The organism is Streptosporangium heterodermiicola (genome assembly GCF_051390675.1).
Taxonomy (GTDB): domain Bacteria; phylum Actinomycetota; class Actinomycetes; order Streptosporangiales; family Streptosporangiaceae; genus Streptosporangium.
Map to the genome: position 1 here is coordinate 380795 of NZ_JBPJSR010000009.1, position 12420 is coordinate 393214.

Genomic DNA, 12420 nt, shown 5'->3' on the forward strand with positions numbered 1-12420 from the left:
TGGAAAACACCGACATCTCGTATAGGCCTCCAACTAAAACGTCACGACTCGGGGGACAGGCGTTCCGCGGCGTGTTCGATGGCGGTGCTCACCCGGTCGGCCAGCAGGCCGACCGCGCCGACCGCGCGGGTCATCGGGTCGTCCTCGGCGCCGCCGAGGGCCTGGGACCGCAGGTAGGCGGCCTTCACCTCGGCCCACCGCGCGGCCTGTACGGGGGTCATGGTGCCGCGCAGCTCGGCCAGCTTGAGCAGGTTGGCCTCCGCGCCCGAGGTGAGGGTCTGGGCCTCGCCGAGGTAGTGGTCGTCGATCACGGCCTCCAGTTCGGCGTCGTTCATCACCGGGACGACCCGGGCCGCGAGCTTGTTCATGTTCCGGTACGAGCCCTGGAGCTGGAACGGCGGCTCGGTCCGCGACGCGTCCGCCTGGGCGGCCGAGGCGATGTACGCCCGGTTGTTGGCCAGCACCACCCGCTGGATCCGCAGCAGCCCGCGCAGCACCGCGAGAACCTGTTCCAGCTCCACCGAGGAGTACGGGTGGGAGAGCTGGTCGGCCCGGACCCCCGAGTCGCCGCGCGCCAGCCGTACCAGGAGGCGGATGTCGCCCCGGTCGCGGGTGGAGAGCGGCGACAGGACCGGGTTGGAGGTGAGCGCGTTGTCGATGTAGCTCAGCGCGAACAGCTCGTCCCGCCCCGACAGGACGTCGCCCAGGTTCCACACGTCGGCGCGGTTGGCGAGCATGTCGGGGATGCGGAAGCGCTTGCCCGCCTCGGTGTACGGGTTGCCCGCCATGCAGACCGCGAAGCGCTTGCCCCGCAGGTCGTAGGTGCGGGTCCTCCCCTCCCAGACGCCCTCCATCCGGCGCTGGCCGTCGCACAGGGAGACGAACTTCTGCAGCAGCTCCGGGGAGGTGTGCTGGATGTCGTCCAGGTAGAGCAGGACGTTGTTGCCCATCTCCAGCGCGAAGGAGATCTTCTCGATCTCCTGCCTGGCCGTCGCGTCGGGCGCCCGCGCCGGGTCCACCGAGGTGACCAGGTGCCCCAGGGCCGGGCCGTTGACCTTGACGAAGATCAGCCCGAGCCGGTTGGCCACGTACTCCATGAGGGTGGTCTTGCCGTATCCCGGCGGGGAGATGAGCAGCAGCATGCCCATCTGGTCGGTCCGCTTGGCGTCTCCCGCCGCGCCGAGCTGCTTGGCCAGGTTGTCGCCGATCAGCGGCAGGTAGACCTCGTCGAGCAGCTGGTTGCGGACGAAGGCGGTCATCACCTTCGGCCGGAACTCCTCCAGCCTCAGCCGCTCACGCTCGGCCGCGACCAGCTCGTTGCGCCGCCGCTGGTAGGCGCGGTACGCGGGGACGCGGTGGTCGCGGAAGTGCCGGGTCCTGGCGAGGAACTCGTCCAGGCGCAGCTCCATCGCGCGCCCGGAGATCCGGGGGTGCGCGCCGAGCAGCCCCTCGACCGTGACGGCCGGAGCCGCCGAGGAGTCGTGCCGGGGCACCTCGCACAGCAGTACGGCCACCGCCTCCACCAGCTCCGCCGACCCGGTCCTCGAAGCCGACCCGGTCCTCGAAGCCGACCCGGTCCTCGAAGCCGATCCGGTCCTCGAAGCCGACCCGGCGTCCGAAGCCCGTCCCGTGCCCGGGGTTCCCGGTTCCGGCCCGGAACCCGTACCCGCTGCCTCCCAGCCTGAGCCCGGAATCAACCCTGGGGCCGATCCCAGGACCGACGCCGACGCCGACCCCGATCCCGAGGTGTCGAAGGCGGAGAGCCACGCCTCGGCCAGGCGGTGGCGTGCGGCGAGGTCGTCGCCGAGCGCCCGCAGGTCGTCCTCGAACTCCCCGCGCGCGGGCCCCAGCGCCCGGTCGAACCGGTCGAGCAGCGACCGCGCCCCCGCGCTCGTCACGAACCCGAACGGCCTGCCGGGCAGCTCCTCGAAGAGATACTCCCCGGCCAGCTCGAAAAGGCTCCCGTCCCCCGCGTCGCCGTGCAGATCGCGGCTGAAGGAGGCGATCGCGGAGCCGAGGGCGGCGCGGGTCTCCTCCACCGCCTCCACCCCGCCGAACAGGGCCCGTGCCCGCGCGAGCGACGTCGCCCGGGTGGTCCACGCCACCCGGGCGGCCTCGTCGGTGCCGAAGGCCCAGAAGAGCTGGGCGGCGGCCCTCGCGGCGGGCGGGTAGCGGAGCAGGCCCGCGCCCGCGCGCAGGCGGAGCGCGGCCTGGAGGATCGCGGCGGCGTCGTGGTCGTGGACGCCGCGCTCGTAGCCCTCGTCGTACCGGGTCTCCGCCACCCGGCGGACGATCCCCAGCAGCTCCCCGTCGCTCACCGCGGCCTCGTGCAGCGCCTCCAGGGAGACAGGCGCTCCGGCCTCGGCGGCGGCGAGGATCGAGGCGGCCAGGTGCTCGCCCCGGTAGACCTCGGGCGACTCCGAGACCGTCAGCTGGTTCCAGAACGGCCGGGTGTCCTCGAAGGCCGCGTCGCGCACCGGGGAGCGGTAGTCGGTCCCGGTGACGGCGAACGCCATCCGGTCCTCGTGCGGGACCAGGGTGAGGTCGGCCGGCTGGGTGTTGACCGCGAACAGGTGACGGCCGAGCCGGATCGTCTCCCCGCCGTCGGTGTAGAGGTCGAGCCGGTCGCGCAGGGCGCGGCCCGCCTCCTGGCGGGCGGCCTTGATCCGGCCTTCGAGCTCCTCCGCGCGCACCTGGTCGCCCAGCGCGCGCAGCTCCCCGGCCACGCCCTTGAGCTTGAGCACCATCGGGTCGGACCCGAAGTAGGTGTTGACCTCGTCCAGCGACGCCAGCCCGGCCACCCGCCGCCGTACGCTCGACAGGACGCGGGTCGCGGAGTCGGCCAGCCGGTCGGCGCGGCGGGCCCGCTCGTCGAGCAGCGCCTGGCGGCGCGAGGAGAACGCCTCGTAGACGTCCTCCCGCTTGGCGGCCAGCTGCCCCAGGAAGTCGTCGAACTCGGCGAAGCGCGACTCCAGGTTCTCCAGCTGGAGCATCAGGCGGCCCAGCTGCTCGTCGCAGCGCTCGGGGGTGTCGGACATCGCCAGCGCCCCGGTGACCGCCTGCCCCAGCAGGGCGTACTCGGCCGCGAAGGCCGCCCGGCCCTCACCGGCGAGCAGCTCCCCGCGCCGGGCCTCCAGCGTGGCGCGGGCGCGGTTGACCCCGCCGAGCACCTCGCCGACCCGTTCCAGGATCGCGGTCCGCACGGTGGCGTCGGCGATGTCGAGCGTGCCGACGACCTCGACCACGATCTCCAGGCCCCGGGCCCGCCGCTCCAGCCGCTCGCCGATCGGCCCGGCCTCGGCCACGGTCGCGATGGCGCCCGCGTCGGAGACCAGCCGCTCGACCTCCGCGTGGTACCCGGCGAAGGCGTCGTCGCCCCGCAGGAATCCGGCCGCGCGCTGCGCGGTGCTGTCCAGCTCGGCCGCGAGCTCCGCGTCGAGCGCGTCGATCCCGGCGGTGTCGACGTGGCGCAGCTCGCGCAGCGTCACCAGGTGCCCCTGCGACCGCCGCAGCTCCGCCAGCCGGTCGACCCAGCCCTGCGCGGACCCGGGAGCCTCGCCACGCGCGTGCCGTACGAGCGTGGCGACCTCGGCGGCGGCGGTCTCCAGCGCCTCGGCGGCCTGCCGGGTGAGCGACTGGACCTTCTCGAACTCGTCCAGCACCTGCTCGGCGGTGGCCCGCAGGTCGGCGAGCGGGCCGCGCAGCCGGTGCTCGCCCAGCCAGTGGTAGTGGTCGAAGACCCGGGCGCAGGAGGCGATCAGCGCCTCGAAGACCGGGACGGACGGCGCCATCTCCTCGACCATCCGCGCCACCGACAGGCAGTCGGAGATGCCTCGTACCAGCTCCGCGTTGCCGATCCGCTCCAGCGGCCCGGTGCCGGCCGGGCGCCCGGCGGCGTAGACGTCCGACTGGTACGCCGTCTGCCAGACCTGCATCGGGTGCACGCGGGTGGGCTCGTCGGAGGTCGCTCTGAAGACGACCAGCGTGCCGTCGTCGAACAGCGAGTACCCGTGGCAGGACAGCGGTGTCTCCACCCGCTTGCGGATCACGTTGTACGGCAGCAGCAGCGACCGCCCCTCGGCGCGGGCGTGGAAGACGTACAGCACGTCCTCGCCGTTGGGGGAGCGGATGACCCGCTCGAACTCCAGCTCGGACACGTCGGTGTCGAACGTCTTGCTCACCCCGGTGGACAGGTAGTAGCCGCCCGGGAAGATGATCCCCTGGTCCTCGGGCAGGCGCTGGCAGGCCTGCCCGATGCCGTCGAGGCGGACCACGCCCTTGGTCCTGGTGTTGAACACCAGGTGCCGCCACTCCGGCTCCTTGTACGGCCGTACCCGCAGCAGGATCAGCGGGCCGATCCTGGCGTGGTGCACCTCCGCGTCGGCGAGGCTCTGCAGCGGCTCCGCGACGGGCTCGCGGTAGACGCCCTCCCCGGTCTCGGTGTTGTTCTCGATCTTGATGGTGAGGTCGCCGCCGACGGTCTCGACGAACACCTCGCCCTCGATCGAGATGTGCGGGTGGCGGCCCGTCACGTGGTCGTCGCGGGTGGCCGGGACCCACTCGAAGTCGTGCGAGGGCGGGAACGTGTGGTCGCGTTCCCCCCGGTCGTCGATGTACGAGAGCGTGCCGTCCGTCCCGACCTGCCAGCGCAGCACGCGGGTGTCCTGCGGGCCGGTCCGGAAGACGGCCAGCATCTTGCCCTCGACGCGGCGGAGCTGGAGCAGCCTGGTCTCCCGGTAGTACCGGTAGAGCTCGGCGAAGTCCCGCTCGAAGCGCGGGTCGCGGAACATCGGCGCGGGGTCGAACCGGAACGCGTTCCCGGTCTCCCCGCCGCTGCCGCCGTCCCTCGCCACGTCCCGGACGAACGTGTGCACGGAGAAGACGTCCCCGACGGTCGTCTCCGGTTTCATCCCGATGAACACGTTGTAGCCGAAGAGCATGAGCCCGCCGACCGACACGATGTCGCGCGGCACGCAGTTGTTCTCGGTGCGTATCCGCTCGGTGCCGACCAGGCGCAGCTCGGCCCCGCCGAACACCGCCAGGCGCTCGGCGTTGAGCGCGTCGGACTGCCGGGCCAGCTCGGCGGCCTGCTCGGCCAGCCGGGCGCGGAGCACCTCGTAGGTGCCCGCGTCCAGCCCCGCCCCCTCGCCGGGGGCGCCGGTGACGGCCTCCGCCGTGGAGGACGTCACCGCTTGGCGGAACCGGTGGAGTTACCGGTGGCGTTGCCCGCGGAGTTGCCGGTGGAGTTGCCGGTGGAGTTGCCCGCGCCGGCGTTGGCACTGGCGAGCGCGGCGACGGGGACCTCGGTCGTGGTGGCCGCCTGGGCCTCGCCCAGCAGGCCGCGCAACCTGTCCGCGTCGGGGCCGCCATCCTTGATCATTTTCATCAGCAGCGCGGACAGCGAGAGGTTCCGCACGTCGGCGGTGTCGATCGAGCCGAGGGCCCTGCCCAGGTCGGCGGGGAGGCTCGCCGAGCCGTCCAGGTAGGGGCCGGCCAGCGTGCGGGCGACGTCGGAGTTCTCCACGAAGCCGTCCACGGCCTTGCCCATGGTGATCGAGCTCATCAGCCGGTCGAAGAACACGGTGTCGCCGCCGACGATGTCGATGTTGGCCTTGGACAGCCCGGCCGACACCACGGAGGCCTGCGCCTCGGCGATCTTGAGCTGGACGTTCACCCCGGCGAGGCGGATCTCCTTCTCGGCCTCCAGCCGCAGGCGGTACTCCTCGTGGGCGCGGGTCGCGTCGGTGAGCGCGGCCATCGCCGCGGCCTTCTCGGTGAGCCCCTCCGCCTCGGCCTTCAGCTTCTCGCCGACCGACGCGGCGGCGGCCAGCGCCATCGCCTGCTCGCCCTCCGCCTCGGCCTTCAGCCTCTCGCGCACCGCGGTGGCCGCGGCGTGAGCCCTGGCCTGCTCGCCCTCGGCGACCGCCAGCGCCTTCTCCCGCTCGATGGCGGCCTCGGCGCGGCCGACCTTCTCGATCGCCGCGGCGTCCCGCTCGCGTACCTGCACCTCGGCCAGGCCGACGGCGGCCATCTCGGCCTGGACGCCCTCGGCGAGACGGATCTGGGCGCGGGCGTCGAGCTCGGCCGCCTGCTGCCGCGACTCGGCCAGCACCAGCGCCTCGCGCGCCCGGTGCTTGGACGCGGCCTCGGAGGCCTCGGCCGCCTTGATGTCCTTGACCAGGCTCTCCTGCGCCTCGGCCTCGGCCTGGATGATCACGGCCTGGCGGTTCCGCTCGGCCTCCTCGACCACGCGCAGGCGCTTGATGCTCTCCTCCTGCTCGGCGACCGTCTTCTCCACCACGATCCGCTCGCGGATCACCTCGGCGATGGAGCGCTTCTCGCCCTCCAGCTCCTTGTCCTTGGAGATGCGCGACAGCTCGGTCTCGCGCTCGCGGGCGATGACCTCAAGCAGGCGGTCCTTCTCGATCCGCTCGGTCTCGATGGCGAGGACCCGCTCACGGTTCTTCGCCGCCACCGCGATCTCGCGGGCCTGGTTCTCCTGCTGGACGCCGAGCTGCTCGTCGGTACGCAGGTGCGCGGCGTTCGCCTTGAGCCGCTCCTCGGCCTGGACCTTGGCGGTCTCCGCCTCCTCACGGGCGCGCATGGTCTCGACCTCGCGCTTCTGCTTGGTCTCCGCGTCGGCCTGGCGGCGCTCCAGCTCCAGGATCGCCTCCCGCGCGTCCACGTTCTGGCGGGTGATCTCCTTCTCCTCGCGCCGCTGGAACTCGTTGGTCCGTACGTGCTCGATGGCGGTCAGCTCGGTGATCTTCCTGATGCCCTGCGCGTCGAGGATGTTGTTCCTGTCCAGGGAGAGCAGCGAGGTCTGCTCCAGGTAGTCGATGGCCGCGTCCTCAAGGCTGTAGCCGTTGAGGTCGGTGCCGATGACCTGGATGATCTGGTCACGGAACTGGTCGCGCTGGGTGTAGAGGTCCACGAAGTCGAGCTGCTTGCCGACCGTCTTGAGCGCCTCGGAGAACTTGGCGTTGAACAGCTCCTGCAGCGTCTCCTGGTCGCTCGCCCGCGCGGTGCCGATGGCCTGGGCGACCTTCACCACGTCCTCGACGGTCTTGTTGACGCGGACGAAGAAGGTGATGCGGATGTCGGCGCGGATGTTGTCGCGGCAGATCAGGCCCTCACGGCCGGTACGCGCGATCTCGATGGTCTTCACCGAGATGTCCATCAGCTCGGCCTTGTTGAAGACGGGCAGCACGACGGCCCCGGTGAAGGTGACGTCGACCTTGTTGATCTTCGAGATGATCAGGGCCTTGCCCTGCTCCACCTTGTGGAACAGCCTGCTGATCATGAAGAGCGCCGCGATGACGACGAGGAGGGCGACGGCGAGGAGGATGCCGAGCCCGGTGGAGATGACGTCCAATGTGGTCCCTCGGTTAAATAGGACGATCAGGGTCGAGTTCCGCGTCGTACGGCATCACCCAGAAGAACTCGCCGGGGGAGTCATAGGCGAATATCAGGGCGACGCTGCCGGCGGCGAAAACCTCATCGCCGGTCTGCCGTACTTGAACGAGAGCGGAGGAGCCGTCGGCGGAGGTGACCTCGGCCTGGCCGAAGGCGCGACCGACGCGGCTCGTGCGGACGACGCACACGCGGCCCACGAAGTCGGCGCGGGAGGGGACGCGCTCCTTCGGGACGAGACGCCGCAGTGACAGGACGACGAGGCGCGTACACGCCCAGGCGCAGACCAGTGCCGCGACCAGTACGGCGACCAGGGCGGGGGTGCTCGTGAACAGCGTGCCGCCCACGAGGCTCGCGAACCACGCGACGGCGACCAGCAGCGAGACGGCCACCGCGGCCGGGACCCCGCCGAGTCCCAGACCGCTCAGGAGGCCGGTGGCCCCCGTCGCCTCGGACCCGTCACCGTCGCCACCGCCGTCGAACCCGAACACCCCGGACACGACGAGCACCCAGTACGCGATGATCACCACGAGCAGGAACGTGAACAGGACGGTCGGAAAAGACAACGCGGCATCGACGAACTGGCCCATCGGCGTGTGAAATCCCCCTGCTGGCATACCGGAACGCGCTCCCCCGAGCACGTGTGGGTGACTATATACAGATAAAGTTCAGTTAAAGGGAATAGTTCCCAAAACGGAAAAACATTCGCATGGATTTCTCGTCCGAGAGGGGCGTCGGCGCGCGGAGGCAGAGAAGCGCGCGGGGCACGGAGGCCGTGGCGCTGGGAGCGCGGGGCACGGGGAGAGCGGGGCCCGGGGAGGTCAGGGCATGGGAAAGCGGAGGAACGGGAGCGGGGCTCCGCGTCCTCGGCTCCGTCCCGGATAGGCGTCCCGGGAGGTCAGGCGGGGCGAGTGATCATGTAGGCGAGACCGACGAGGATCACGACGGGAATGAGCCACACGATCGCCTCGATGGCGAACTCCTTGTACATGAGGAACGTCCCTCCGGAGCGGTGATCGGCGAGGAGCGCGGATTTCCGACGATAGCCGCTGTCCCCGATGACGACCAGAACCCGCCGCGTACCGGATCCTCCACGTTCCCATGAGCGGCCGGTTCCCTGTGAGCGGCCGGTTCCCGCGAGGGGCCGCGAAGGACTACGAAGAACAGGGAGGGGCTACGAGGGACTACGAGGGACTACGAGGGATTGGCCGAGCCGACCACCACCGGGGTGTCCGAGAGATCCCCCTCGACCACGTCGGCGACCACGCAGGTGATGTTGTCGGGCCCCCCGGCGTCGCAGGCGAGCGCGATCAGCTGACGTGTCACCTCGTCGAGGTCGTCGACCTCGGCGAGCACCTGGCGGAGCCGTTCGGCGTCGACCACCCCGGACAGCCCGTCGGAGCAGAGCAGGTAGCGGTCGCCGAGCTCGGCGTCCCGCAGGGAGAGGTCGAGCTCCAGGTTGTCGCCGCCGTCGAGGACCTGCAGCAGGATCGACCGGTGCGGGTGACGGGCGGCCTCCTCGGCGGTGATCCGGCCGTCGTCCATCAGCGTCTGGACCAGGGTGTGGTCGTAGGTGATCTGGTACAGGTCGCCGTTGCGCAGAAGATAGGCGCGGGAGTCGCCGATGTGGGCGAGGGCGACGCGGGAGCCGTTCCAGAGCATCAGGGTCAGGGTGGTGCCCATGCCGGTGAGCGACGGGTCTTCCTCGACCAGCTCGCGCAGGCGCTGGTTGGCCTTGCGGACCCCGGCCTCGGCGGCGGCGGCGAGGTCGCCGGGGCACTCCTGGTCCAGGGACGCGACGGTGGCGATCGCCGCCGAGCTGGCGACCTCCCCGCCCACGTGGCCGCCCATCCCGTCGGCGACGGCGAGAAGCCGGGCGCCCGCGTAGGCGGCGTCCTCGTTGCCTTGCCGGATCCGGCCGACGTCGGAACCTGCCGTATAGCGCAGCGTGATCATCTGCACATCACTAGATCGTCGAGTTGCACGAGCTGAGCCGCTTTCGGACAGTTGGGATGGGCATAGGGCGAACCGAGATGTTCCACGATCCACTTAACACCATGGTGGCGCAAGCGGCCTGGGGAAGTGTTGCCACATCTGTTGACACCTGTGGTGGCGCGTAAGCTTGTTTCAGGACACCCAACCGCCCTTCGGTGCCCCCGCACTGTGCCCGGAGTACCCCACTTTACGCATCGCTAGGAGATCATTAATGGCCGCGATCATTCAGGAGGCGGCTCGTCGCCGCACGTTCGCGGTGATCAGCCACCCTGACGCGGGCAAGTCGACCATGACCGAGGCGCTGGCGCTGCACGCGTCCGCGATCAGCCAGGCGGGCGCGGTGCACGGCAAGTCCGGGCGGCGCGGGGTCACCTCCGACTGGATGGAGATGGAGAAGGCCCGAGGCATCTCCATCACCTCCGCCGCGCTCCGGTTCGAGTACCGCGGCCACATGTTCAACCTGGTCGACACCCCCGGCCACGCCGACTTCTCCGAGGACACCTACCGGGTGCTGGCCGCCGTCGACTGCGCGGTCATGCTGCTCGACGCGGCCAAGGGCATGGAGCCGCAGACCCTGAAGCTGTTCGAGGTCTGCCGGCACCGCCGCATCCCGGTGATCACGTTCGTCAACAAGTGGGACCGGCCGGGGCGCGAGGCGCTGGAGCTGCTGGACGAGATCGAGGAGCGCACCGGGCTGAAGCCCACCCCGATCACCTGGCCGATCGGCACCGGCGGCTTCTTCCACGGCGTGGCCGACCGCGCCGCCGACCGGATCGTCCGCTACACCCGCACCCCCGGTGGCGCCACCAAGGCCATCGAGACCGACCTGAGCGCGGAGCAGGCCCTGGCGGAGCTGGGCGGCGACTGGGAGCGGGCCAAGGACGAGATCGACCTGCTCTCCGCGATCGGCGCCGATCACGACCAGAAGACCTTCGAGGCGCACGAGTCGACCCCGGTGCTGTTCGGGGCCGCGCTGTCCAACTTCGGCGTCGGCCGCCTGCTGGACGCCATGGTCGACATCGCCCCCGCCCCCGCGCCCCGCCCGGACGTCGCCGACGACCCGCGCCCGCTGGAGGAGCCGTTCTCCGGCCTGGTCTTCAAGGTGCAGGCCAACATGGACCCCTCGCACCGCGACCGCATCGCCTTCGTCCGGGTCTGCTCGGGCAGGTTCGAGCGCGGCATGGTGCTCATCCACGCGGCCACCGCCCGCCCGTTCGCGACCAAGTACGCCCAGTCGGTCTTCGGCCAGGAGCGCGCCACGATCGACGAGGCGTACCCCGGTGACGTCGTCGGCCTGGTCAACGCCAGCGCGCTGCGCCCCGGTGACACGCTCTACGACGGCCCGTCCGTCGAGTTCCCGAGGATCCCGAGCTTCGCCCCCGAGCACTTCTCCACCGCGAGGGTCCGCGACTCCAGCCGTTCCAAGCAGTTCCGCAAGGGGATCGAGCAGCTCGACGCCGAGGGCGTGGTCCAGGTGCTCCGCTCCGACGTCCGCGGCGACCAGTCGCCGGTGCTCGCCGCGGTGGGGCCGATGCAGTTCGACGTGGTCAAGCACCGGATGGGGGCCGAGTTCAACACCGAGATCCTGATGGACCGGCTCGATTTCAGCATCGCCAGGCTCACCGACGCCGAGTCGGCGCCGCTCCTGGCCCGCCAGCGCGGGGTGGAGGTCTTCGTCCGCTCGCTCGACGGCGCCCTGCTGGCGCTGTTCACCGACGAGTGGCGCATGCGCGGCGTGATGCGCGACCACCCCGACCTGGTGCTGAACGCCCTGCTCGCCGACACGCGCGGCTGACGGGGGCGTGGGGCTCGTCTGAGGCTCGTGTGAGGTGGGACGGGTCGTGTTGGGGCTCGTGTGAGGTGTGAGACGGGGAGGTCCGGGTGCCGGGGGGCCTTCCCGTCAGGTGTTCGTGGTGAAATGTGTCGTTATGAGCGCGATTAAGTGGGGAATCCTGGCGACCGGCGGCATCGCCGCGACCTTCACCGAGGACCTGAAGCTCCTGCCGGACGCCGAGGTGGTCGCGGTCGGATCGCGGTCGGAGGAGTCCGCGCGGGCCTTCGCCGACCGCCACGGCATCCCGCGGGCCCACGGGAGCTGGGCCGAGCTGGCCGCCGACCCCGACGTGGACATCGTCTACGTCGCCAACACCCAGAACGCCCACCACGACGCCGTACGGACCTGCCTCGAAGGGGGCAAGGCCGTACTGTGCGAGAAGGCGTTCACCCTCAACCGGGCCGAGGCCGCCGGGCTGGTCGACCTCGCGCGGGAACGCGGCCTGTTCCTGATGGAGGCCATGTGGACGCGCTGCATCCCGGCCGTCCGCAAGATCATGGAGCTGGTCGAGGGCGGCGCCATCGGCCCGGTCCAGACCGTCCACGCCGACTTCGGGTTCTCCGTCTCCGTCCCTCCCGAGCACCGGCTCCGCAACCCGAAACTCGGCGGTGGCGCCCTGCTCGACGTGGGCGTCTACCCGATCTCCTTCGCCCACATGCTGCTCGGCGCCCCCGCCGGGGTGCGATCCTGGGCGCGGCTGACCCCGGAAGGGGTGGACGAGAACACCGGCGTGCTGCTTGGCTACGACAGCGGGGCGGTCGCCCTGCTGTCCTGCGGCATCACCACGCACAGCCCGGTCGCCGCGTCCATCTCCGGCACGCTCGGCCGGATCGAGCTGCCGGCCCCGTTCTTCCGCCCCGACACCTTCACCCTGCACCCGGCGGAGGGCGAACCGGAGACCTTCCACGTCCGCTTCGAGGGGAAGGGCATGCTGCACGAGGCGACCGAGGCCATGCGCTGCCTGCGCGAGGGGCTGCTGGAGAGCCCGCTGATGCCCTGGCAGGCGACCCTCGACGTGATGGGCGTCATGGACGAGGTCCGCTCGCAGGTGGGTGTCCGTTTTCCCGGCGAATGACCGGTCGGGTGTTCACCTTCTCGGGTGTGTAAGACGTTTCCCTTTTCGTATGTCCTGGGCGTCTCCCTTTCGGCGCACCCGGAGTTCTCCTGGTGCCCAGTGT

6 protein-coding genes are annotated in these 12420 nt (G+C 71.0%); 2 read left to right on the plus strand and 4 right to left on the minus strand.

The features are described from left to right. Positions 1-41: 41 nt before the first annotated feature. The 4 genes from ACSC1Q_RS21860 to ACSC1Q_RS21875 form a co-directional block, all read right to left on the minus strand. A complete protein-coding gene (locus tag ACSC1Q_RS21860; RefSeq protein WP_436760548.1) occupies positions 42-5189 on the minus strand; it encodes a DNA repair ATPase in 5148 nt (1715 codons plus the stop codon). Then, positions 5186-7375, minus strand: coding sequence for a flotillin family protein (locus tag ACSC1Q_RS21865; protein WP_436760549.1), 2190 nt, complete (start codon positions 7373-7375; stop codon positions 5186-5188). Before ACSC1Q_RS21865 ends, ACSC1Q_RS21860 begins: the two co-directional genes overlap by 4 nt. A gap of 13 nt (positions 7376-7388) precedes the next feature. After that, on the minus strand, positions 7389-7979 hold the full coding sequence (locus ACSC1Q_RS21870) for a hypothetical protein (protein WP_436760550.1): 591 nt from the start codon (positions 7977-7979) through the stop codon (positions 7389-7391). A 628-nt stretch (positions 7980-8607) separates the two neighbouring features. Continuing rightward, the gene (locus tag ACSC1Q_RS21875) at positions 8608-9369 is read right to left on the minus strand and encodes a PP2C family protein-serine/threonine phosphatase (RefSeq protein WP_436760564.1); all 762 of its coding nucleotides are present in this window, start codon (positions 9367-9369) and stop codon (positions 8608-8610) included. 250 nt (positions 9370-9619) lie between these two features. On the opposite strand from ACSC1Q_RS21875, the gene ACSC1Q_RS21880 reads away from it, so the two are divergent. Then, entirely contained in the window at positions 9620-11203 is a 1584-nt protein-coding gene (locus ACSC1Q_RS21880) for a peptide chain release factor 3 (RefSeq protein WP_436760551.1), read from the plus strand. A 133-nt stretch (positions 11204-11336) separates the two neighbouring features. Beyond that, entirely contained in the window at positions 11337-12317 is a 981-nt protein-coding gene (locus ACSC1Q_RS21885; RefSeq protein WP_436760552.1) for a Gfo/Idh/MocA family protein, read from the plus strand. The last annotated feature ends 103 nt before the right edge of the window (positions 12318-12420 follow it).

Excerpts from the sequence above, each read along its gene's own strand:
- ACSC1Q_RS21875 (WP_436760564.1), bottom strand. The coding sequence starts at position 9,369 with ATGATCACGCTGCGCTATACGGCAGGTTCCGACGTCGGCCGGATCCGG.
- ACSC1Q_RS21880 (WP_436760551.1), top strand. The coding sequence starts at position 9,620 with ATGGCCGCGATCATTCAGGAGGCGGCTCGTCGCCGCACGTTCGCGGTG.
- ACSC1Q_RS21885 (WP_436760552.1), top strand. The coding sequence starts at position 11,337 with ATGAGCGCGATTAAGTGGGGAATCCTGGCGACCGGCGGCATCGCCGCG.